19 protein-coding genes, 1 tRNA gene and 1 pseudogene are annotated in these 22,884 nt (G+C 59.7%); 6 read left to right on the top strand and 15 right to left on the bottom strand.

Features of this window, described 5'->3' with window-relative positions; translation table 11 throughout:
* Positions 1–314: pseudogene (locus tag Q1X90_RS01880) on the bottom strand (CHAP domain-containing protein); the annotation flags it as partial.
* A 359-nt stretch (positions 315–673) separates the two neighbouring features.
* On the opposite strand from Q1X90_RS01880, the gene serC reads away from it, so the two are divergent.
* A complete protein-coding gene (gene serC, locus Q1X90_RS01875; protein WP_300765968.1) occupies positions 674–1,831 on the top strand; it encodes a phosphoserine transaminase in 1,158 nt (385 codons plus the stop codon).
* Between the two features lie 8 nt (positions 1,832–1,839).
* Here serC and manA read toward each other — a convergent pair whose 3' ends face one another.
* Entirely contained in the window at positions 1,840–3,165 is a 1,326-nt protein-coding gene (manA, locus tag Q1X90_RS01870; protein ID WP_300765967.1) for a mannose-6-phosphate isomerase, class I, read from the bottom strand.
* A gap of 85 nt (positions 3,166–3,250) precedes the next feature.
* On the opposite strand from manA, the gene Q1X90_RS01865 reads away from it, so the two are divergent.
* Positions 3,251–3,505, top strand: a complete 255-nt coding sequence (locus tag Q1X90_RS01865) for a DUF2530 domain-containing protein (protein WP_300765966.1) — start codon at positions 3,251–3,253, stop codon at positions 3,503–3,505.
* A gap of 71 nt (positions 3,506–3,576) precedes the next feature.
* On the opposite strand, the gene Q1X90_RS01860 is transcribed toward Q1X90_RS01865, so the two are convergent.
* Complete coding sequence (locus Q1X90_RS01860) at positions 3,577–4,857, bottom strand: ATP-binding protein (protein WP_300765965.1); 1,281 nt, start codon at positions 4,855–4,857, stop codon at positions 3,577–3,579.
* Between the two features lie 187 nt (positions 4,858–5,044).
* Between Q1X90_RS01860 and phoU the strand changes: the two genes are divergently transcribed.
* A complete protein-coding gene (phoU, locus tag Q1X90_RS01855; RefSeq protein ID WP_300765964.1) occupies positions 5,045–5,725 on the top strand; it encodes a phosphate signaling complex protein PhoU in 681 nt (226 codons plus the stop codon).
* A gap of 219 nt (positions 5,726–5,944) precedes the next feature.
* Here the strand turns inward: phoU and Q1X90_RS01850 are convergent, their stop codons facing one another.
* The 3 genes from Q1X90_RS01850 to lysS all read right to left on the bottom strand — a co-directional run bounded on the left by Q1X90_RS01850 (position 5,945) and on the right by lysS (position 9,542).
* Positions 5,945–6,685 carry a phosphoglyceromutase gene (locus Q1X90_RS01850; RefSeq protein WP_300765963.1) on the bottom strand — a complete coding sequence of 247 codons (741 nt, stop codon included), beginning with the start codon at positions 6,683–6,685 and terminating at the stop codon, positions 5,945–5,947.
* Positions 6,686–6,780: 95 nt separating this feature from the next.
* On the bottom strand, positions 6,781–7,836 hold the full coding sequence (gene menA / locus Q1X90_RS01845) for a 1,4-dihydroxy-2-naphthoate octaprenyltransferase (protein ID WP_300765962.1): 1,056 nt from the start codon (positions 7,834–7,836) through the stop codon (positions 6,781–6,783).
* 44 nt (positions 7,837–7,880) lie between these two features.
* A complete protein-coding gene (lysS, locus tag Q1X90_RS01840) occupies positions 7,881–9,542 on the bottom strand; it encodes a lysine--tRNA ligase (RefSeq protein ID WP_300765961.1) in 1,662 nt (553 codons plus the stop codon).
* A 173-nt stretch (positions 9,543–9,715) separates the two neighbouring features.
* On the opposite strand from lysS, the gene Q1X90_RS01835 reads away from it, so the two are divergent.
* The 3 genes from Q1X90_RS01835 to Q1X90_RS01825 all read left to right on the top strand — a co-directional run bounded on the left by Q1X90_RS01835 (position 9,716) and on the right by Q1X90_RS01825 (position 12,625).
* Positions 9,716–9,789 (top strand) — tRNA-Pro (locus Q1X90_RS01835).
* 251 nt (positions 9,790–10,040) lie between these two features.
* Positions 10,041–11,954 (top strand): DUF4037 domain-containing protein, encoded by a 1,914-nt coding sequence (locus tag Q1X90_RS01830; RefSeq protein WP_300765960.1) that lies wholly within the window; start codon positions 10,041–10,043, stop codon positions 11,952–11,954.
* Between the two features lie 5 nt (positions 11,955–11,959).
* Complete coding sequence (locus Q1X90_RS01825; RefSeq protein ID WP_300765959.1) at positions 11,960–12,625, top strand: DUF4125 family protein; 666 nt, start codon at positions 11,960–11,962, stop codon at positions 12,623–12,625.
* Here Q1X90_RS01825 and Q1X90_RS01820 read toward each other — a convergent pair.
* The 9 genes from Q1X90_RS01820 to Q1X90_RS01780 form a co-directional block, all read right to left on the bottom strand.
* Positions 12,579–13,286, bottom strand: a complete 708-nt coding sequence (locus tag Q1X90_RS01820) for an HAD family phosphatase (RefSeq protein WP_300765958.1) — start codon at positions 13,284–13,286, stop codon at positions 12,579–12,581. The two genes, Q1X90_RS01825 and Q1X90_RS01820, sit on opposite strands and share 47 nt — an antisense overlap.
* A complete protein-coding gene (locus Q1X90_RS01815; RefSeq protein ID WP_300765957.1) occupies positions 13,267–14,061 on the bottom strand; it encodes a GntR family transcriptional regulator in 795 nt (264 codons plus the stop codon). Before Q1X90_RS01815 ends, Q1X90_RS01820 begins: the two co-directional genes overlap by 20 nt.
* Before the next feature lie 5 nt (positions 14,062–14,066).
* On the bottom strand, positions 14,067–15,407 hold the full coding sequence (locus tag Q1X90_RS01810; RefSeq protein ID WP_300765956.1) for a metallophosphoesterase family protein: 1,341 nt from the start codon (positions 15,405–15,407) through the stop codon (positions 14,067–14,069).
* A complete protein-coding gene (locus tag Q1X90_RS01805) occupies positions 15,385–16,500 on the bottom strand; it encodes an ABC transporter ATP-binding protein (protein ID WP_300765955.1) in 1,116 nt (371 codons plus the stop codon). The genes Q1X90_RS01810 and Q1X90_RS01805 overlap by 23 nt, the downstream gene beginning before the upstream one ends.
* Before the next feature lie 32 nt (positions 16,501–16,532).
* Entirely contained in the window at positions 16,533–17,411 is an 879-nt protein-coding gene (locus Q1X90_RS01800) for an ABC transporter permease (RefSeq protein ID WP_300765954.1), read from the bottom strand.
* 2 nt (positions 17,412–17,413) lie between these two features.
* Positions 17,414–18,262 (bottom strand): ABC transporter permease, encoded by an 849-nt coding sequence (locus Q1X90_RS01795; protein ID WP_300765953.1) that lies wholly within the window; start codon positions 18,260–18,262, stop codon positions 17,414–17,416.
* A gap of 86 nt (positions 18,263–18,348) precedes the next feature.
* On the bottom strand, positions 18,349–19,407 hold the full coding sequence (locus tag Q1X90_RS01790) for an ABC transporter substrate-binding protein (protein WP_300765952.1): 1,059 nt from the start codon (positions 19,405–19,407) through the stop codon (positions 18,349–18,351).
* A gap of 316 nt (positions 19,408–19,723) precedes the next feature.
* Entirely contained in the window at positions 19,724–21,088 is a 1,365-nt protein-coding gene (locus Q1X90_RS01785) for an aspartate aminotransferase family protein (RefSeq protein WP_366944448.1), read from the bottom strand.
* Positions 21,089–21,132: 44 nt separating this feature from the next.
* Complete coding sequence (locus Q1X90_RS01780) at positions 21,133–22,638, bottom strand: amino acid permease (RefSeq protein ID WP_300765950.1); 1,506 nt, start codon at positions 22,636–22,638, stop codon at positions 21,133–21,135.
* Positions 22,639–22,884: the final 246 nt, after the last annotated feature.

The following is a 22,884-nucleotide window of genomic DNA, read 5'->3' as shown; positions in this document are numbered from 1 at the left end:
GAGGACGATGAGCTGGAAGAAAGGCTCTTGCGGTCCTCCGACCTCGATGCGGAGGACGTGTCGGTCACCCGTCGCACCTGGGTGGTGGTGGTCGCGCTTCCTGTCGACGCGGTGTCGTTCTGTGGTCCCGCGAAGGCCATCACCGTTGTGACCGTCCCCACCAGCGCCGCAAGCGAGGCCGATGCGATGAGGTTGTTCCGCCGACGCTGCGCCTGAGCGGCCAGACGCAATTCGCGCCTCGTCGTGGGAACCGACGAGTTCAGGTCCGCGAGAAATGCGGAATCCACATCGACGGTGGCCTCTTCGGATGGCACTCGGGCAGAAGCGCCATGCCGCGCATGCCCTCCCGAGCGGAACGGGACGGAGCCTGAACGAGCCAGAGAAAACGGGCGCCACCCGTTTGCCCGGTTCTTATGAGCGGCAGACACCATCACCACACTCCTTGAGAATACTGTCAATCGTCCGCTTGATGGGACGATGACCTTGGGTCACCGAAGGACGATGCCATCATCATCTTCACGATCGTCGAGGGCCTCTCACAGTCCCGGCGATACGGCAACGGCGGTATGTTAACACATGCTTCTTGCGAACCCCGGAGTGGACTCGCGGACGAACACGCGGAAGGCCTTCGCGGAGACGCCTTCCATCCATAGCGGCGGCTACCCTGAAAGCCATGAATGAAGGCACGAATGAAGGCATACGGATTCCCCAAAATCTGCTTCCTCATGACGGCAGGTTCGGATCCGGTCCAAGCAAGATTCGTCCCGATCAGATCAAGGCGCTGGATGATGGTGGACGAACGCTTCTGGGGACATCGCATCGCAAGCCCCCCGTGCGCAGACTCGTGGCCTCGATCAGGGACGGTCTACGAGCGTTCCTCCGAGTCCCCGACGGATACGAGATAGCGCTGGGCAATGGCGGAGCAAGCGCCTTCTGGGATATCGCATGCGCATGTCTGATCAACCGCAAGGCCGCGTTCGGCAGCTATGGATCGTTCAGCGCAAAATTCGCGACGGAGGCCGCCAACACCCCGTTCCTCGATTCCCCGGTTCTGTTCTCCTCGCAGCCGGGAACCTACAAGCTTCCGCTCCTCACCGAGGGTGTGGACGCCTATTGCTGGGCGCATAACGAGACGTCGACCGGAGTCAGCGCTCCGGTCGCTCGTGTCAAGGGCAGCGCTCAGCAAGGTGCGTTGATCCTCATAGATGGGACCAGCGCATCCGGCGCGCTCCCGATCGATGTGGCTCAGACCGACGCCTACTACTTCTCTCCGCAGAAGGCATACGGCGCGGACGGCGGACTATGGTTCGCCGTTCTGTCCCCTGAGGCGATCGAACGGGCCTACGCCGTCGAATCCTCATCCCGTCGCGAGTCATCGACCCGATGGGTTCCGTCATTCCTCTCCCTCACGACGGCACTGGAGAACTCCCGCAAGGAACAGACGCTGAACACTCCGGCCGTCGCCACGCTGATCATGATGGAAAATCAGATTCACTGGCTTAATGAGAATGGCGGATTGGATTGGTCCACGTCCCGCTGCCGAACGTCCGCGAATATCCTTTACGACTGGGCCGACCGCAGCGACTACGCATCCCCCTTCGTGTCCGACCCTGGCGCCCGGTCGCATTCGGTTGTCACCATCGATCTCGACCCGACCATCGACGCCTCCGCCGTCGTGTCCATGCTGTCGGATAACGGAATCAAAGACACGTCGGGATACCGCAAGCTTGGACGCAACCAGCTCCGCATCGGGGTGTTTCCCTCCGTCGAGCCATCGGATGTCGAGGCGCTGACCAACTGCGTCGACTACATCGTCGACAGGATTCGATAGCCACGCCATCACCCCTCAGGCGAGGCCACCAGAACGACGGCCTCGCCATCGTCGTCATATGACTCCAGATGTATGGATTCGGAAGCCCGAACAAGCGCCGCATGCCCCGGCCGAAGGCGGATTCGTCCATCCTCCGAATCACACGACACGTCCCCGCGCACGCTCAGTACAACGCGAACATGTCCAGGAGACAGGTCCACGCGCGGCCTTCCTATGACATCGACCCGTGACGTGTCGTGTTCCCGCGTCGCACCGGAACCTGGACCCCCCGGAAGCCCGCACCATGTCAACATGAACTCCTCGACACCCGGATCCATAACCCGCACATCCGCCCCGCAACAACCCGAAACGCACACGGAACCCTGCGATGCCTCCAGCGGGCCTCCCGAACGAGGCCCATCGTAAGCGATTACCCGAAGGGCCTCGTCGACGCTTTTTGGTTTGACGGTCATTCCGGCACGAAGCACAGTATCCGAACTCGTCATGATCTCAGCGGCCGTTCCGCCGATATACGTATGGAGAGTGCCGGCGGGAACATACATGGCCTGCCCCGGCAACAGCCTCACCGCGTTCATGAGAAGAAGCGCCATAACGCTTGGATCATCCGGAAAAGCTCGCGCGGCCGCCAATGCGTTATCCAACATGGCCCTTTCCCGCGGATCGGAAGCCGCCCTGACGGCCCTCTCCAAAGAACCGGACAAACCGCCGCAGGCGAGGACATCTCCCCGCACGGCGAGCGACAGCGCGCTACGGATGACACGCTCGTCGTGCGTCAGCCACGACAAGCCCTTCCCCTCATTCTCGTCAACGCATAGCAGCATGCGCCTCGCCAATGGATGATCCACCTTGGCCAGCACGCTCCTTATGAGACCAAGATTCGCGAATCCCACAGAAAGGTCGAAAGCCTCCAAAGCCATGACCATCTCGTTCTTCTCCACCGGGTCTCGGTACGACCGACGCGGGGACTCGAGAGGAACACGATCGCGGTTCTCCCGATTGAATCCAGCACGAGCGCGAAAAGACACAGGATGGACCTGAAGGGACAACGGACGCTCGGCCGAGATAATTTTGAACAGGAAGGGAAGCACCGGGCCAAAACGAGAGGAGTCCGCTCCACCCAACACGCCCGCGGGATCGGTGCGGATCATCTCATCCAATGCCACGAATCCACGTTGCGGAATCCTGACCATGGAAGGCCATACGGGATGTCCGCTGAACCACACCTCCGCCAACGGTCCCCGAACATGCGCGGCTGGTCCATCCTCAAACAACCTTTGAAGCTTGTCCCGCGACCCCCAGCCATAGGTTTTGAGCACTGGCTCGATCAGGTACACGGGATACTCCCTCCCTTACGCGAACAGGTGCCCTCACAAGGGTACCCGCTACATAATGAGGCGCGAAGCGGTATATGGTAAGACTATGAAATTAGCGCCAATCATCAACCCGGATGCGCGAAGGCCGATGCCCAAACCCGTCAGGGTCAACCTTCGCCGGGTTTTTCTGGCGGGCATGGCCTTGTGGCTTATCGCCCTCGTGGTCTGCGTCGCGCTTATGACACTCCGAATCCCCACCGGAGACGCGCTGTGGGTAATCATATCCGGTCTCGGCGTTGGAATCGCACTGCTGATTTGGGAAAAACTCGACAGGGACCATTACACGCAGCTCGGACGGTAGTGAAAGGCTTGGCGGCAGCGAAACGAAAGGACTGGACGCGGCATCCAACTTCTGCCCCCACGTCGCTCTTCTCAGGCCGCCAACGGAAGGGACATGGTGAAAGTGCTCCCCTCCCCCGGGGTGCTCCAGACCGACACGCTGCCATGGTGGGTCAGCGACACATGTTTCACGATCGCAAGGCCCAAACCGATTCCGCCGGATGTCCGATCATTCTGATTGCTTCCCCGGAAAAATCTCTCAAAGACGCGTGCTGACTCGTTTTTGTCTATTCCCACGCCCCGATCAATCACCCGCACCAACGCGCGGTCACCCGAGCGGGATGCCGCGACGGAAACCGACACCGTCGATCCCGTGGGGGAATACAGGATTGCATTGTCGACAAGCTTCATGATGGCGGTCCGAATCTGATCACGGTCCCCGTTCACAACAAGCGAGTCATCACCTTCGACGGCAAGTGAAATCCCATAACGTCTCGCCTGATCCTCGCACGCATCGCACGCATCCGTCACCTCCGCCAGAAGCGGCATCCGATTGTCCGCCGATGGCAAGACCGGCTCTTGGGCCTTGATGAGAAGCAAGAGATCGGCCATCATCCGTTTGAGATGGGATGCGTATCCTCTAGCCTTGCCTGCAGCCGCCTTGATCTCATCAGGACCGGTCTTACCGGACTCAATAGACGCGGCAAGCGTCTCAATGGTTCGTGCGGGCTCGACCAACTGTTCCGAGACGTTCTCGATGAACGAGTCGCGCATCTGAGCGAAACGGACCCTTTCGCTGACGTCGTCAATCAGGACAACCACCACCCCGTCCGAAATCATCGAGACGGTGATTCTCAGCCAGTTTCGCCGCGCCACCGATGCCACAGACGCGTCAGAATCGCACGAACCACCCGAACCGGATGATTCGGATGATTCGGATGATTCGCCGTGGGGCATCGGGCGCGAATCATCCGACGAAGGCGAATCCTCCATAAAACGCTCCGGTGTCCACGTCGTGACGTCGGCGCGTGCGACACCCCCATCAGCCCGTGTGCGCGATACCATCTCACGCACACGCTCATCGACCACGGCATCATCCGCGACGATCCCCATGCGGTACGCCGCCGGACTGGCCTGAAGAACCTCGTCCGCCGCATTGAGCACAATCGACGCTTCATCCAACATGGACAGCACCGCGACCGCGGAATCGTCGATCTCATCACCGGCGCTGTCGGAATCCCCCACAGCGCGACGATGAGACACAAGCACCGCGACAAGAACCATCGCCGCAAGATATGTCACAAGGAGCGCAATCACCACACCCATGCGAAGCGTCGTCATACCTGATAGGAAATCCCCGGCGCATAATGTCATAGGCCCATTCTCCCACGCACCGCTGGTTCCCCTGAGCCGGAGCGAATCCACAAGGAAATCCCCAGGGAACGTCCGGGTGAATTTTCCCTGAACATTCCGCCGTATGCAGACATGCCAACGGATAATCACGGCAGGCATAATAAACTGGTTTCATCGGACGGTTCCATGCGGGAAAGGCTGGCGGCACATGCGAGTGATATTCAACGAAGAGATGAGAGCCGTCGCGGACGACCTCGACACCATGGCTCAGGATGTGCGGCGCGCAATCGACTTGTCGTGCAAGGCGCTCCTTGACTGCGATGTCGAGGCCGCGCAAAGCGTGATAGATGGGGATGCCGCAATCGACGAGCTCGAGTCGAGCGTCCTTGATCAATGCGTTAAGCTCCTTGCCAAGCAGAACCCCGTCGCAACCGATTTGCGTGTTGTGGTGTCGACAATGCGGCTGGCCTCCACCTTCGAACGCATGGGAGATCTCGCGCGCCATCTTGCCGAGGCGGCGCGACGGACGTATCCGCAATCGGCCATACCCGAGGAAGCGCGGCCCATCTTCGAAGAGATGGCGACCTTCCTGCACACCATGGCGGACAGAATGGTGAGCATGCTGGCCGATAGGGACGCCACAACCGCGGAGCAGATCATCTTCAGCGATGATCAGCTTGATGCGCTTCATCACAGGACCTTCGACCTTGTTCTCGCCGATGAGTGGAACGGCACCCGGCGGGATCTGATCAACGTGGTTCTTCTGGCCCGCTTCATGGAGCGGCTCGGGGATCACGCCGTGTCCGCCGCCCGCAGAGTCGTCTACATCGTGTCAGGATTCGATCCCACGAAGGAACCCCCGCGCGACGAAGGCACCGATATCGACTGACTCCCAACTCCTTCAGACTCATTCCCTCTGGATACCTCGCGTCTCCGCCTCAGAACATGAGACCAGGACGGGAGGTATCGACATTCAACGACATCGGCATCGACCATCCCCCAGGACAGCGCATGTGGGGTCCGCACCACATAGATGATGCGGACCCCACATGCCGCCAAAGCAGAGGGACGAACCCGACTGACTTCTGCGACTTACTTCGGTTGCGACTTACTTCTGACCCTGAGCGGCCACGGCAGCGGCTCCGGCGGCGGCGGCCTCGGGATCGAGATACTCGCCGCGGGGCTTGATGGGCTTGAGGTTCTCGTCAAGCTCGTATACCAGCGGTATGGCGGTGGGGATGTTCACCTTGGAAATCTCCTCTTCGCTCAGACCATCAAGCATCTTGACGATAGCGCGCAGAGAGTTGCCATGAGCCGCGATCAGAACCGTCTTGCCGGACTTGAGCTGAGGAACGATCTCGGACTCCCAATAGGGGGTGACACGGGCGACGACGTTGGCCAGGGCCTCGGTCTCCGGAACCGGATCTCCCTCATATCGTGGATCATGGTTCTGCGAGTACTCGTCGTCGGGATTGATCTCGGGCGGCGGTGTCGCATAGGAGCGGCGCCAGATCATAAACTTCTCGTCGCCGTACTCCTGACGGATCTCTGATTTGTTCTTTCCCTGCAGCGCGCCGTAGTGACGCTCGTTGAGACGCCAGCTGCGCTCCACGGGAATCCACAGACGATCGGCCTCGTCAAGCGCGTAGTTCGCGGTGTTGATCGCACGACGAAGCAACGATGTGAAGACGATGTCGGGAAGCACATTCTTCTCCTTGAGAAGACGGCCTCCACGCTTGGCCTCCTCGACGCCCTGCTCAGTCAGCGGGACATCCACCCAGCCGGTGAATTGATTGGTCTTGTTCCATGCGCTCTGACCATGTCGGAGCAATACCAGTTTGTAAGACATAACGTCATGCTACGCGCGAGGACAGACGACATTCCACGAATGGGCACGAAGGTGTCCGCGAACGACGCACACCCGAAACATCCGATCCGCGCGCCTCAAGCGAACAGGGCGCACAGAGCCACAATCAGAGAGGACATCGCAGACACGCCCGCACACAGGCGAAAAGCCCGAGGCCAACGCTCTCGCCAAACAGCCCGGATGCAGCCGGCCGCCAGCACCACCAGCCCGCAAAGCAAAACCACCACCAACCAGAAGCAGACCGCGAACGTCACGGAGGGGGCATCACACAGCCGGGCATCAGACGACGCAACGCCGAATCCCGTCCACTCAAGCTGAGTCCACAACTCAAACGATTGAAAAAACAGCAGTGGAATGGCCACGGCCACGGCCATCACGACCGCGAACAGCACCGAGCCGTGGCGTCTGCCCATGCGGACCATCAATGTCCGTTTACCTACAGCCTTATCGGATTCGCAATCACGTAGATTGTTGACCATCATCAGGCAGGCGGCGCAACATCCGGGGACGATGGACAGAATGACGTTCGAGGGATCAAGCCCACCCAGGGAGCCCAGGCCGCCCATGAGCGCCCATTGCGTTCCCACGCAGGCGATAGGGCCATAGAACAGGAACGCCATGCCTTCTCCCCAGCCTCGGTGCGACCACGGCCTGCGCCCACCCGAGTACTTCCACGCCATAATCGCGGACAAGGCCCCCACCACAAGAAGGACGACATGCCCCGTCAGTACAACCACGGCCACACCTGCCATCACCGCGACGGCCACAGCGGAAAGCGCGGCACGAAGGACGGACCGAGGATTCGTTCCCGACGCCACCAGACGCGATGGAGCACCAACGGGAGATACGTCCCGCGCGGCTCGACCCTCATCCGTTCCTCTGACCCCATCGGCATAGTCGTTGAAAAAATTCGAGGCGACCTGCAAGCCAATCGCCACGACAAGGCACAACACGGCGACGGTCAGAAACCAGGCGGTCGACGTGATGCAGACGCCCTCACCGGCCGCGATGTTGGGCACCGGCCTCCCTCCCGTCACAGGGCAGGGGCTGTGGGACATCTGTCCACCCCACACCCCACGCATCACGCGCGGCCAGACCGACGCGGCGCCGATCACCACAGGGGACGCGCCCATCACCAGTGTCCATGGGCGCGCCCCGAGGAGCCAATCCCTTACTGTCACAGGGAGATTGGCTTGACCAAGGGGAAGGTGATGGTCTCACGGATCGTGGCTCCAGTCAACGCGATCAGAAGCCGATCGATACCCATGCCCATGCCACCGGCCGGAGGCATGCCAACACCCAGAGCCTCAAGGAAGTCCTCGTCGATGTCGTTGGCCTCCTCGTCGCCAGCCATCGCATCGCGGGCCTGAGCGAGGAAACGCTCCCGCTGGACAACGGGGTCGTTAAGCTCGGAATAGCCGGTCGCCAGCTCGAATCCACGCACATACAGATCCCACTTCTCCACCACTCCCGGCTTTGACCTGTGGGATTTCACCAGAGGGGACGTTTCGACGGGGAAATCTCGCACGAAGGTCGGCTCATACAGCTTGTCCTCGTAGAAGTGCTCCCACAGATGCTCGACGAGCTTGCCTCGGTTCTCGACCTCATCACGCTCCACACCCAGACGGTCCGCAAGCGCGCCCAGATGCTCCTCGGAGGTCTCCGGAGTGATCTCCTCGCCCAGCGCCTCGGACAGCGAATCATACATGCTGATCTGTTTCCATTCGCCGCCGAAATCGTACTCACTTCCATCCAGAAGCGTGACTGTGGTCGAGCCGAACACATCGGTCGCAGTGCGCTGGATCAGCTCCTTGACGAGCTTACCGATGGAATCGTACGTCCCATAGGCCTGATAGGCCTCAACCATCGTGAACTCCGGAGCGTGTGTGGCGTCCACACCCTCATTGCGGAAGTCCCTATTGATCTCGAAGACGCGGTCGATGCCACCCACCAGGCAGCGTTTAAGGAAAAGCTCCGGCGCAATGCGCAGATACAGATCCATATCGAAAGCGTTCATATGGGTGGTGAACGGCCTCGCCGCCGCCCCTCCATGCAGGGACTGGAGCATCGGCGTCTCGACCTCAAGGAAATCATGCTCGTCGAAAGTACGTCTCAAACTCGAAACCGCCTTGGAACGATTACGAACCATGTCACGCGTGCGCTTGTCCGCGATCATCGCCAGATAGGGCTTGCGGATGCGGGTGTCGTCACCAAGCTCCTTATGAAGGGCCGGTAACGGCTGAAGGGCTTTGGCCGCGATCGACCACTCGGTGGCAAAAACCGACAGTTCCCCGGTTTTGGAGGAGATGACACGACCTCGCAGATACAGATGATCCCCCAGATCCACCAGCTGCTTGAACCTTTTCAGGGACTCGGCGCCGACCTCCCGTTTCGAGATCATTCCCTGGATGGTTGTTCCGTCTCCCGCTGACAACTGCACGAAGCACAATCCCCCGGCGTTGCGCAGAAACATCACACGTCCGGCGATGCCCACCATATCCTCGGTCTCGGCTCCCGGCTCCAGCTTCCCGTCATACTTTGCACGAACCTGACCGATGGTGTGGGTGACATCCACATGGACGGGATACGGCTGCAGACCTTCCTTCACCATCAACGCCCGCTTGGCCACACGCATCTGCGTCTGTTCCGGATGAGCCGACGGCCCGAACTGCGTGTTGCTCGGGTCGATGGCCTCCTCAAGCGCCATCCCCTCGTTGATGTTTCTGGCTATGGAGGCATCCTGCTCCCACAGCAGACGGGCATGCTCAACCGTCGTCATGGCAGGTGATTCGTTGCCACCGTCAAGGTTCTCATCATCATTCTCGCTCAGATCGCTCATAACGCACCAGTGTACCGAGCGGCGGATACACGCCGCCTCCAGTAGCGGACGCCTCATCGGCTCCAATCCAGGGCACGAGGGACGGCGCACGCGCGGCAGGAAAACGGCCACATAACCGACACGCAGCTTGGCATTGTCCAAGGTGACGTTGTACGATGGCCAGCGTTGTTCGGCGGGCTGTAGCGCAGCTTGGTAGCGCGCTTCGTTCGGGACGAAGAGGCCGCGGGTTCAAATCCCGCCAGCCCGACAGCGAGCGGTTCCGCACTTCGGTGCGGGGCCGCTTTCTTATGAGGTGACACCGTTTTACCATGACACCGTTGCCCCCGGAGCCCTCTCTCTCCTGAGTCAAGCGTCGCCATCCTCAAAAACTCCCTGATATACACTGGTAGGCGGATACCCTAAGGACATACCGCAACCCTATCTGCGCACCCCGCCCAGCGACGAGCGGGCCGAACCCGGACCATGTCCACGAGCGGAACGGCGGGGAAAGAGGACGATGTGAGCGACTCCACAGGAACCTTCGACGAGAAGCGCTTTCTCAGCGAACTGGACGCCATATTCTCCTCGCATCGTGGCGCCACCGATGCCGAACCCCTTATTCTGCAAGCGTTGATGGATGCGGAAAACGCGCACGACCACGCGGGGATGCTCACTGTGCTCAACGAGGCTATAGGTTTCTACCGCTCCCAAGGCCGCCATCAGGATGGCCAGTGGATGATCCAGCGGGCGTTGGAACTCGGGCTGAAAATGGGGATCACGGACACCGAGGCCTGGACCACGACACTCATCAACGCCGCCACTGGAATGAGGGTCGCGGGACAATACGACCAAGCCGAGGATCTCTACCAGCAGGCTCTGGAATCGGCGGCAGCGACCCTCCTCCCGACCGATAGGAGAATGGCGGCGCTGCACAACAATCTTTCCATGCTCTACAGCGAAACAGGCAGACCCGAACAGGCCGCAATCGAGCTTCGCAAGGCCCTGCGAATCCTCGAATCGACAAGCCCCCATCCAGACCGCGACCTCGACATCGCCTCCACACACGCGAACCTGGCCCTTGTCCTTCTTGACACGCCATCATCGGCTACGGAATCCGACACAGAAATCCAACACACCGGTGATCGTCTCCTCGAAGCCGACGATCATGCCCGGAAAGCGCTGTCGATGTATCAGGCTGCAGGGGCCGAACATGAACCGCACTACGCTTCCACGCTCGCCGCGATGGGCCAGGTGTCATACGCCCGGAAACGTTTCGGCGACGCAGTGGACTTCTATGGGAAGGCGCTCTCGCTGATCGGAGAATGCTACGGCACGGACTCCGACTCCTACCGCGTCACCGAGCGCAATCTCCGCGATGCCCAGCATCAGGTCGAGTCCACGGAGACGTCGCCAAGGCCGGTAGCCATCAGCGGTCTGGACCTGTCCCGCCGATATTGGGAGGAATATGGCAAACCGCTGGTGGATGGACGATATGAGCGATTCCGTGACCGCATAGCCGTAGGTCTCGTCGGACATGGATCGGAATGCTACGGCTTCGACGACGAAATCTCGCGGGACCACGATTTCGGACCGGGATTCTGTCTATGGCTCACCCCGGAGGACCACGCCGAAATCGGGGACGCGCTTGAACGCGACTATGAGCAACTCCCCCAATCCTTCCTGGGGTTCGGTCCCCGGACCCCGACACCGCGCGCGCAGGGACAGGGACGACGTGTGGGGGTCTTCGACATCGGCGACTTCTTTGAGTCGCTCACGGGCCTGCGCCATGCGCCGTCAGCCGACAGCCCGCACGAATGGCTCATGTTGGACGAGCCCACACTGGCCGTCGCCACGAATGGCCGCGTATTCCGCGACCCTTTGGGTGTGTTCTCCCGCACACGACGCGAGTTCATGCTTATGCCCGATGATGTGCGCCTCTCCCTCATCTCACGACGGCTGGGGATGATGGCCCAATCCGGTCAGTACAATCTTCCGCGGATGATCAGGCGCGGGGATTGCGCTGCCGCGTGGCTGTCGATGAGCCAATTCGTGGACGCCACGGCATCACTGGTCTTTCTCCTCAACAATCCGGCGAGCGTGGGCTATCTGCCCTACTACAAGTGGCGTTTCGCGGCGCTGCGGCGACTGTCGAAACGGATGGGAAGCGTGCTGCCGCAGGTGGTGACCGAGCTTGAAGACATCATGCGCCTCTCGTCCACTATCTACCGTCCGCAAGTCGATGACAAAGGACACGCGACGGAACCGGATAAGGCCCTTCATGATCTTGTGGAAAGCGTCTGCTCACAATCCGTGACCGAACTGAAACGTCAGGGACTGAGCGATAGCGACGAGACGTTTCTCGAATGGCAACGGCCGTATGTGGAAAGCCACATCGTCTCCACATCGCCGATTCTACGAAGTCTGGAGGCTTAGACGGCATGGTCACGCAGGAATCCGTAAAACCCGCCACAGCACACGATCCGTCCATCGAACCACTCGTCACATCGGTGGTGACGCACGAATGGCGGCAGTTCCAGAACACCAGCAACGAGGGGGGACGTGCCTCCTGCCAGAACAACTGGCCGATGTTTTTCCAGATGCGAACCAGCCAATTCCTGACATGGCCGCACGACCTGCTGAGCTCCTACGAGGACGATCTGGAGCGGGCCGAGCATGTGGGTCGCAATCTGGTGACCGAGAAGTACGCGCGGATGATGGAGTCCACGGATCCCGTGGCATTCGACCGCGACATCCGCGGATTTATTCCCCCGCTTGGCGAGAGCCGCGTGGAACTCCAGGAGCGGATCATCGCGGTGCAGGTGCGCTGGGCCGGCGATTTCCGCGGACAATATCCGCACTTGGGCGCGGCGATGCGGGTGTTGAGGACTGCACAGGACACCATCGATGACACATCTTTCGAAACATATCTGCGCGGAGAGCTCGGAACGTACTCGGATCGCACGCTGTCTCTGTACGCGCGCTTCATCGAGGATATTGAGACGCGACGCGGGAATCTGACGCGGGACACCATAGAGAACACCGTCAAGCTCGCCGGATTCAGCGATTTGGACGAAGCTGAGATGGCGCAGAAGGACTCGGCGTAGAAGCGGACGATGTGGAAACGGCAGGAAGCCGCGAGCGCAGATCCTCCACGCCGGCGAATTCGATGCCCCACCATCCTACGGAGCGCGCCGCGTCGACGTTCTCCGCCCGGTCGTCGATGAACACCGTGCGATCGGGATCGAGCGCATACCGTTCCTGAGCACGGCGATATATCTCAGGATCGGGCTTCGCCACGGACTCCTGCGAAGAGACGACGACGCCGCGAAGCAGGGATAGTTCCGGACATACGTGACGGGCGACGTCGACGAATTCCGTCGTGAAATTCGTCAGACCCCACAATCTCAATCCTTGTCTGGCGAGATCGCGCAGCACATCGGCCATGCCGGGGATCATCCCCACGATGGCCCTGTCTCGGTGCTCGAAATATGTACGGAAAACCCAGGCGACGGCCGGACCATGATGGGCCTCGTAATCCTCCAGCACACGCTCGTCGCTCCACCCAAGATCGCTCAGCCTGTCATAGTGGTCGAAGCCGTAGGGATCGGCGGAATCGAAGAACATGTCGATGACGCCTTGAGGGTACTGTCCTTCCAGGGCGCGCTCGGGACGCCAATCGACAAGCACCCCGCAGAAATCGAAAACGATGTCCGTCGTGCTGCGGATGTCTGTGCGGCAGGTGCCGTCACGCCGGGATTGGTCCATGAGCTCCCTCGTTCCCAGCCGTCGCCGACAGCCTCACATACCCTGAATGGTGCATGGTGAATCGAATCCTCGAGGAGATGTACACATCCACTGCCCGCTCGCAGGGACGGTGCGACTGGTCGACCGCCACCCGACGTATACGCGTCACCGACGTTCCCTCGGGAACGCACAACAGCGTCGCCCGCCCGACATCCACCGCGAAGGAATCCAAGGTCTCGTCGACCGCTTGGGGACGCACGCCATAATCCTCCTCGAAAATGCGATAGAAGGGACGCGTGAGGTCCTTGGACAGGAACCCCGGGAACATATCCGCAGGAAGATGCGTGCTCTCCACCGAAAACGGACGATCGCCAATCATCCTCCGCCGGGTTATGGCATAGACCGTTCTGATGTTCCCCGGCAGACGCAGCATTCTGGCATCCGCTGGCGATGCGGGCGTCACCACGGCGGACACTACGGCAGAGGACATGACCAGACCCTGACGCCTGGCGATATCAGGAAGAGACTCGACGGTGTTGATATTGCGTTCAAGCTTGTCGTCGGAAACCACAATCCCTCCGGAACGACCGATTCTGCGCACGATATCATGAGACCGCTCGAGAACCGCAAGGGCCGACCGCAATCTCGACCGCGTCACACCCAACCTCTCGGCGAGGGCACGCTCCGAACCCATGCGTTCACCAGGCTGATACTCCTCATGGGAGATGATCGCGCGAAGCCTTCTGACGACGTCGTCATTGCCATCAACGACGGCATCACCACAAAACGCGCTCATCGATGTCACGATCCGTCGAACCTCCGTCTCCGCAGGGCACCAACACCTCCCATCACGGTGACAAGAAGTCCGGACAAAAACAGAAGCCCTACTGCGACCCGCGGGCGGCGGAGGATATCACCCAACGATGCCGGACTCGACACCATATATTCTCCGGCAAGAATCCGCAGAGGATCGCGCGAAGGACGACCGATAAGATCGCCATATCTGAGAAGCCTCGTTTCGTAGGACCGTGGATCGTCCTCGTGAAAAACGAAAAGGCGCAACGCCCTGTCGGAGGCGTGTGGACCATAGGATCGGAAGCCGCATGTCGGCGCATATCCATAATCCATTCCGTCGATGGTGGCCACGAAGGCGTTCTTGTGGTCATGTCCGCAGTACAACGCGAAATATCCGCCTGCGCGGCGCATCGCCTCAACCTCGCCCACTCTCCGCTCGGAGCAGCACGGACCCTCACCCAAAGTCGATCCGGGCCGGCAGACCTCAGGATTGAGAACATAGCAGGAATCGGAGAACATCCGATGACCGCGCACGGCATTCGGCGCCAACGGACCCGTCTTTCTCAGACACCGATAGAAATCCTGGGGAGGAATATGCTGGAACACCACGGACGGCACCGGATTCCCATCGTCTGTCCCCAGCCGGACTTTCTCCAACCATTCAACAGCCGCATCAGAGGGTGCCCCATACCCACCGCTCTCGTCGAAATCACCCGAGTTGACCATCATAATGCCCATAGCTACACGCGAACCATCCCGTGACACAATAGGCATCGCGAAGGAGCCGACCTCGCAGGCAAGAGCCGCGCGCTCGGTGCCCCGCACATCGTCCATCCTTGGGTTGAGACAACCAGGGAACTGACGATAAATCTCGTCCTGCTCGTCAGGCATCACACCGCACTGGAAATCATGGTTCCCATAGGTCACTGCGAACGGAATTCCCCGTGAGACGATGGGGTACAGAAATTGGCGTATCGACTCCCTGACCTTGAGACGGGTGTCCCGAAGCGCTGATTCGCTCCTTCCTGCGGTCATCGGCGACTCTGAGCGATGAGTGGAACAACCATCAAGCATCGCCTCCAACCGAACCGCGCGAGGGACATGCGTCCCAATGGCATCTCCGCGCCTCGACATGAAGGTCTCCATATACCCGGGATCGTATCCGCGAATCTGGTCTCCGGTAAGTACCACCAGATCCGGGTCGGCCCCGCGAACCGCGGCGTCGATAAGCGCAACCGCGTCCGGGTCCACGGCGGGGCCATCCTGAATGTCCGCGAGTTGAAGAACGCGAAAAGTCCCATCCTTCCGGAATGACAGGGTCGAATCATTGAGCATCAGCGTCACCATCCCTCCGCGCGTCCTCGGCCCATCTCAACTCGATGCGCCTGCTCATGACAGGGTAGGGTTTGATGGCAACATCGACATGCTGACCGATATCGAACCGGTCGTCCATATCATGCTGCGCCACAAGTTCCATCGCGTCCACTCGAACGGTCGTCCTCTGAATGGACCCCAAGAAGCTTGTGCGGACAACGACGGCATCGCCTGCATCATCAGGAGACAGCACCACGTTCTCCGGACGGATAAAGACCGTGACGAGACTGTTCGGAGCCTCCCCGGATGACAAAGGAATCGGGCATCCGCATACGGTGACGGCACCGTCTCGTCCCACGGTCGTGTCGATCTTGTTCGATTGTCCGACGAAATCACTGACGAAAGGCGTTTTCGGAGTCAGATACAGGTCCTTCGGCGTTCCGATCTGCTCGATGCTGCCATCATGCATGACTGCGATCCTATCCGAAACAGCCAAAGCCTCCTCCTGGTCATGCGTCACGAAAATCGTCGTGATGCCCAGCTTCAACTGCAATGACCGTATCTCATCACGCAGTTGCACTCGAATCTTGGCGTCCAATGCAGACAACGGCTCGTCCAGAAGGAGAACGCCAGGATTGAGAATCAGCGCGCGCGCCACGGCAACACGCTGCTGTTGACCTCCTGACAGTTGAGAAGGATATCGATCAGCGAACTCACCAAGACCGACAAGGGACAGCATATCCGCGGCCTTGGCCCTACGCTCCTGACGACCCACCCTCTTAACCCGCAGTCCAAAAGCAACATTGTCCGCAACCGTCATATTAGGGAACAGCGAATACTGCTGGAAGACCATACCGATGCCACGGCTTCGTGGAGGGATCCTCGACACCTCACGTCCCCCTACGCTGACGCGCCCTCCGGATATCTGCTCGAAACCCGCCAGACATCTCAACGCCGTCGACTTTCCGCATCCTGATGGCCCCAGAAGACTGACCATCTCGCCCGGAAGCACATTGAGCGAAAACGCGTGTAGTACTTCCCTCCCTCCATATGATTTCGTGACGTTGTCGAAAACGACCGACTCGCCCAATGCGGCGTCATCCGCGTCATGATGCTCTGTGACCATGGTCTGCTCCTTATGACTATTGTCGCGTGCCACTATCGACCAGCGTGGGGTTGCTTCACGGAATTCACGCGCGTCCGGCGTCCACCGGCTCCACTCACCGCAAACAGCGCGGCGAAGGTACCTACAAGGACAATCAGCGTGATGATGACCGATACATACACATCCCCTTGGGATATCACGATCAGACCGGTCTGCAACGTCTCCCTGTTCAACAGCGAGGCGACGGTAAACTCACCAAGGACGATCGCGCAGACCATCAGTGTCGCCGACACGATGCTCCGCCGTAAACAAGGCACAAGAACCAACACCAACGTCCTCGACCACCGTGACCCGAGAGATTCCGCGGCCTGCACCAACGTCCCAGCGTGGAGACCGCTGAGATCCGATTCCACCGTCGTGTAAACAAAAGGCATGGCAAGCACGCCATAGGCGAGCGACAGCGTCCATGAACCTGGACCGACCATGCGCGAAAGGAAAGAGAAGATCGGTGCGAAACCCACCACCAGAATTATCGCAGGCACCGCGATCGGAAACAGCATGAGCACCCTCATCATCCTTCGAATCCTAGGAAAACGTACATCGATAAGGATGATGGCCGGGATAACCAGAACATACACGATAACGACCGTACAGACCACAAGAATCAGAGAATTGTAAAGACCGGGCCCCAAAGAATCCCAGATCTCCGAACCACGAGGAGAAAAAACCGTCGTCCAATGGTCTGTGGTGAAACCACCGGTTGACGAACGAAAGGTGAAATACACCATGCCGATAAGAGGTAACGCAATGAACACGGCGAAGAGGGCAAGAGCTGCATGCCGAAACACATGAGTGGGACGATCATACGGCGACCAGACGGGTGCCTGATCCGCGATTGATCTTTGCTCCGAACGATCCGCGGTCTTCTTCATGCCTATCCGATCCACGTCGAGGCCTTTCTCTCCACGAACGCATACGCGCCCACAACGATGATCATGACCCCCAACATCCCCATGGCCAAGGCACCGGCCTCTCCACCACTACCCAGACCCGTCTCGCTGATGAGCGCCGCCCGCACCTGAAGCGGGGCTATCTGCGATCCTTGGCTTATCAAGGCCGCCGCCGTCGCATACGCGGAGAACGCGTTCGCGAAAAGAAGCAGAAACCCTCCCATGAAGGCGGGGACAAGAACGGGGACACCAACATAACGCCAATAATCCCGGCGTCCACCTCCCACCATCGCGACGGCTTCCGCGAATTGGGGAGACAACCGCGATATCGCGGGGAAGAAGGTAATTATCATCAGGGGAATCTGAAAAAACAGATACGGCAGAATCAATCCACGCGGAGTATAAAGCCACATGCTTCCGGCGTATATATCAACGTGGAAAGCCCTGCGGAGGAATAGTGTCACCATGCCTTGGTTCCCCAGTGTGGCGATGAAGGCGAAGGCCAGCATGACTCCACCAAATTGGGATAGCGTGCTGGACGCGGAATCGACCGTTCGTCGAATGATCCCTCCCGGAGCGCAGCCAAGAAGCGCGAAGGAGACGATCGAACCAAGAACCGCTCCGACGAATGCCGTCAGCAACGACAACCACAGCGAGTTCAGAAACGCCGATCCCACTCCCGGCCGGGAGAAGATCGACAGATTCGCGAGGGTCCATCCTCCGTCGGCCGATTCGAATGCGCTTTTCGCCACAAGAAGTGTAGGAACGAAAAACATCATCGTCACATAGACGACGAAGGGCACCAGCGATGCCATATTTTTGATTCTGTTCACACCGGTCTCCTCCATGGTTCCGGCGTCGACGTCGTCACGCAGTTCACGGGACGCCGACGCTCACTCTTGACAATCGTTCAGAAGCCTCATGATGCGGAGACCGCTGACCACGTATTCGCGAGCAGCGTGTTAGCTGCCGTTGTCTGAGCCGAGGATGCGATGGCGATGTCATCAGGTAGACCTCCCGCTTTCTTCAAAGCGGCTTTGTCGATGGTGCCCTTCGACGTCATTGACTTGGCGAGGACCGGCAATGCTCCGGACTTGAGGAACAGGTTCTGCACATCATCCGAGAAAACGAATTCCTCCCAAAGTCGGGCCGCGGCAGGATGAGGAGCGTCCTTATTAATAGCCTGGTTGTAATATGCCCCGTAGGCGTCATTTTGAAGAACAACCGTCTTATAGTTCGAATTTTGCTCGGCCGCAGCGACGTTGAGGTAGTTCCAGTCAATCACAACGGGTGTCTCGCCAGAGGCTATCGTGGAGGATGTGGCTGAAACGGTCAGGAAATTGCCGGCCTTGCTTAATTTTTTGAAGAAATTGACGCCCGTCGAATAGTCATCAAGCGTTCCGCCTTCCTGAAGCGTAACCCAACCGACCGCGGCGAATGCCGCCCCTGCCTGAGTCGGATCCCCGTTTATCGCGACTTTGCCCTTATAAGCGGACTTGAGAAGATCGTCGACGGACGTGGGACGAGGGACCTTCGACGAGTCGTACCCGATGGACATGACTCCGGTGTAGTCGTTGACGTACAGGCCTGAGCTCTCCTTGTTATCGTCGGGAATCGACGACCACCGCGTAACCTTGTAGGGAGCGAAATAGTCCGTACTCGTTGTCGCGACGGACGCGCCAAGATCAAAAACGTCAGGCGCATTCGACTGACCTTTAAGGTTTTTGGCGGCCTTGATCTCCTCCGCGCTCGACGCGTCGGGATTCGTCGACGTGACATCGATGCCGTATTTCTTTTCGAACAGTTTGATTATCTTTCCCCAGTTAGCCCAATCGTCCGGACAAGCGATCAGAGTCAGTTTCCCCTCCTCCTTGGCCGCCTTGACAAGTGCGGACATCCCACCAAAATCGTCGGCACTCGTGGCGGAAGCGTACGTGGCGTTGGCCGAGGAGCTGCCGGACGACCCGCATCCCGCCATCGATAATGCCAATATGAGGGAGACTGTCCCCGAGACTATAGATGTAATCCGATTCCCTGCACGTGTCATATCTTTCAGACTCCCTTCGTTCTCATTTATTCTCTGAATCGGTCCACATTGTCATTCATCTATCGACAGGACCCATCCGCTCCAAGTGACCGGGATGGAATCATGCTAAATGATTCCGGTTACCCCCTTTCCAAGGCGTGAAACCCTGACGTCTCTGGCCATTAACTCCTGCAATCCTCTTGCAATTGCACCGATATGGGCGGGAAACAATCACTTCGGTTCCTGCATTCCGGTCGCGCGCGCATCGCTATCTGCCCAACGTGTTGAGGGTGATGGTGAAGGCCGACATGAACCAGTCGACATCGTCCTCGCTGAAGACCAGCGGCGGACGCAGCTTGAGGATGTTGCCGTAACGCCCACACACGGATGTCAGGACATGGTTCTGTCTCAACGTCTCCAGGATGTCCAGAGCGGCGGCCTGATCGGGATCCGTCGTTCCTGGCTTGACGATCTCGCAGCCAATGTAGAGTCCGGCGCCACGCACGTCCCCGATGCATGGGTGAGAGTCCTTGAGCCCCTCGACCGCCGCCTTGAACACGGCACCGACCTTTTTGGCGTTGCCCATCGTGTCTTCGTCGCGCATGACATCCAGAACGGCCTGCGCCGCAGCCATGCACACCGGATTGCCGCCGAAGGTGTTGAAGTATGGAATGGAGCTCGCGAACGGTTCCAGAACCTCATGCCGCGCCGCCATCAGGGACGTCGGCAGTCCATTGGCCATGGGCTTTCCGGACGTGACGAGATCGGGGACGATGCCCTGCCGCTCGAAGCCCCAGAAGGCGTCCCCCGTCCGCGTGAACCCCGGCTGAACCTCATCGGCGATCCATACGCCTCCAAGCTCGTGGACGACGTCGATCACCGGCTGAAGATAGCCCACGGGATCGGGATACACTCCATCGGATGAGAAGATCGAATCGGCCAGCAAGGCGGCGAATTTTATCCCATGCCGGTTCATATCGGCCACGGCGTCGCGCACACGGTCGGCCATCCACGCCCCGAAGGTCGCAGCGTCGCATTGCGAACCACGGACGCCATCCACACTCACCCGGTAGGTGTCGGGCGTGGGGATCATCCTCATGGTCAGGCCCAGATCCTGCGCCGTTCCCAACGCCGGCGAGAGCTTCGACGTCAGCGCGGAGTTGCCGTGGTATGCCTCATGCGTGACGATGACGCCCTCACCACCCGTGTATGTCTGGGCGACGCGGACCGCCAGATCATTGGCCTCGGACCCCGTGCACTGGAACATCACACGATCCAGGGGATCGGGCATGGTCGACAGGATATCCTCCGCGTAATGAAGGATGTTCTCATGCAGGTATCGGGTATGCGTGTTCAGTTCGGACGCCTGTCTGGTCATGGCTTCGACCACCCGTGGATGGCAATGCCCGACCGACGCCACGTTGTTGTAGACGTCAAGATACTCGACGCCGTCGGCGTCCCACAGATGCGATCCGCGTCCTTTGACCAGATGGACCGGCGTGCGATAGAACAACCGGTACGCATCGCCGAGAACGCTTCTCTCCCGGGTCATCTCCCTCGTGCGGGGGTCGAGGGAGTCCGCCATCTCGGGCCTGAAGCTATTCGTATCCATAATGGTCGATCGAGTTGCCATCGTCGTGTCTTCTTTCTTGATTGATGAGAACAATCCCACGGAATTCAGTCGTGCGTGTGGTATTGCAGGGCTCCTCCTGATGCTGCGAACTCCTCCTCGGGTGACATGATGAGATGCTTGCGCCCATAGAGCGCGAAGAACACCGTCGCCATGAGATAGATAGCGACCATCGCATACACCGCCAGCCGGTAGTCGGGGTTGAAAAGAACCGCGACGAAGATCACCAGGGCGAGCAGACCCGAGATGACCGCCCCGGGCACCCCATACGCGCTGACGAAGGGACGCGAAATGCCCGGCATATTCCTCTTGAGAAGGACGTAGGAGACCATTTGCAGAAGATAGGCGAGGACGGCACCCCACACGGCGATGTTCAGAACAACGGATCCGGCTCCCTCGCCGCCGTAGGCGATGATGAACAATGCGGCGAAGCCGATCACGGCCCCCACGATCAGTCCCCAGTATGGGGTCTTGCGTTTGCCGGTCAGGCTGAGGAACGCGGGATAGTAGCCGGCGCGGGACAGGGAGTACAGGTTGCGGCCATACGCGAACATGATTCCTTGGATTGAGGCCAGCAGTCCGATGAGCGCGAACGCGGAGAGCAGGGCGGCGACATTGCCTGGGAGAATCGCACGGTATCCATCCAGCAAGGGCTCGTCGGAATCCGCGAGCGCGGCGGACCCGACGACGGCGGGGTTAAGGAAGACGATGATCAGGGCGGAGATGCCAAGAGTGAGGATGCACAGACGCGAGGCCTTGGGAATGTTGACCTCCGGGTCGCGCACCTCCTCAGCCGCAAGGGGAAGCTGTTCAATGCCGAGGAACAGCCACATGGCGAAAGGCATGGCGAAGAGTATGGCCGCAGGGCCGAAGGGAAGGAACGACGTGCCGCCCGCCGACGGTTTGATGTCCAGCAGGGAACCGAAATCCACCTGCCCTGTGATGAGGGCCCCCACGCCGAATATGGCGACTATCGCCAGCGCCGCGATGGAGACCACTTGCGCGAAGCGGAATGACGTCTCGGCACCCAGCCAGTTCACGATGACGAAGATGACGTACAGCACCAGCCACCATACCCATTGCAGACCATGGTCGTCCAGGGAGTATCCTGTCAGATCCGACACGATGGCGTCCGCGTAGGCGGATGAGAAATACACGATCGTGGCGGCCGTCATGACGTATTCGATCGTCTCCGCCAGACCGGTGAAGAATCCTCCCCACGGCCCCATGGCCGCGCGCGCGAAGGAGTAAGCTCCGCCCGTGTGCGGCATCGCGGACGCCATCTCGCTGATCGAGTTGAGCATCAGAACGTACATGACGTACACGACGATGGCGGCGATGAGCATGCCGCCCCATCCTGCCTGGGCGATGCCGCCGTTCCATCCCGAGAAATCCCCGGAGATGACCGCCGCGATGCCGATCGCCCACAGGCCGAAGGCGCCGGAGGTCCTTTTCAGTTGTCTTTTGTCGAAATAGTCCTCGTCGATGTCCACATAGGTCACCGATCCCAGACCCGACCCGCTCGCCCGCGAGCCGCTTGCCGTTGAAGCCATGATTCGTCCTCTCTCTCGATCACCTGTCAGTACGCGATCGGCACGCCGCCAATGCCAACGGCACGCCGTATGGTTCCGTGTCTCCTCCTTTCCGTCAGCGAAGAAGCCACCGTGAATCTTCGAGATACCGGATCGCGCACGTCACCGATCCGGAAGACTGCCGCCGCGCCAGTCCGGGTGGCAGCGCGTCCTCACGGTGGTTCGTCGTCCACCCGAGCATCTGCAGTCTGCGGATCATCGACAGCG

The sequence above is a fragment of the uncultured Bifidobacterium sp. genome, assembly GCF_949292005.1.
GTDB lineage: Bacteria > Actinomycetota > Actinomycetes > Actinomycetales > Bifidobacteriaceae > Bifidobacterium.
This window is presented reverse-complemented; position numbering and strand designations above follow the sequence as displayed.

Bases quoted from the DNA above. Each gene is read 5' to 3' on its own strand.
- phoU (WP_300765964.1), top strand. From the start codon at position 5,045: ATGCGAGTGATATTCAACGAAGAGATGAGAGCCGTCGCGGACGACCTC.
- menA (WP_300765962.1), bottom strand. From the start codon at position 7,836: ATGGGCGCGTCCCCTGTGGTGATCGGCGCCGCGTCGGTCTGGCCGCGC.
- Q1X90_RS01815 (WP_300765957.1), bottom strand. From the start codon at position 14,061: ATGAGCGCGTTTTGTGGTGATGCCGTCGTTGATGGCAATGACGACGTC.
- Q1X90_RS01805 (WP_300765955.1), bottom strand. From the start codon at position 16,500: ATGGTCACAGAGCATCATGACGCGGATGACGCCGCATTGGGCGAGTCG.
- Q1X90_RS01790 (WP_300765952.1), bottom strand. From the start codon at position 19,407: ATGGCGGGATGCGGGTCGTCCGGCAGCTCCTCGGCCAACGCCACGTAC.
- Q1X90_RS01780 (WP_300765950.1), bottom strand. From the start codon at position 22,638: ATGGCTTCAACGGCAAGCGGCTCGCGGGCGAGCGGGTCGGGTCTGGGA.
- Q1X90_RS01785 (WP_366944448.1), bottom strand. From the start codon at position 21,088: ATGGCAACTCGATCGACCATTATGGATACGAATAGCTTCAGGCCCGAG.
- Q1X90_RS01850 (WP_300765963.1), bottom strand. From the start codon at position 6,685: ATGTCTTACAAACTGGTATTGCTCCGACATGGTCAGAGCGCATGGAAC.
- Q1X90_RS01865 (WP_300765966.1), top strand. From the start codon at position 3,251: ATGAAATTAGCGCCAATCATCAACCCGGATGCGCGAAGGCCGATGCCC.
- Q1X90_RS01820 (WP_300765958.1), bottom strand. From the start codon at position 13,286: ATGGACCAATCCCGGCGTGACGGCACCTGCCGCACAGACATCCGCAGC.
- serC (WP_300765968.1), top strand. From the start codon at position 674: ATGAATGAAGGCACGAATGAAGGCATACGGATTCCCCAAAATCTGCTT.
- lysS (WP_300765961.1), bottom strand. From the start codon at position 9,542: ATGAGCGATCTGAGCGAGAATGATGATGAGAACCTTGACGGTGGCAAC.
- Q1X90_RS01860 (WP_300765965.1), bottom strand. From the start codon at position 4,857: ATGACATTATGCGCCGGGGATTTCCTATCAGGTATGACGACGCTTCGC.
- Q1X90_RS01825 (WP_300765959.1), top strand. From the start codon at position 11,960: ATGGTCACGCAGGAATCCGTAAAACCCGCCACAGCACACGATCCGTCC.
- Q1X90_RS01810 (WP_300765956.1), bottom strand. From the start codon at position 15,407: ATGGTGACGCTGATGCTCAATGATTCGACCCTGTCATTCCGGAAGGAT.
- Q1X90_RS01800 (WP_300765954.1), bottom strand. From the start codon at position 17,411: ATGAAGAAGACCGCGGATCGTTCGGAGCAAAGATCAATCGCGGATCAG.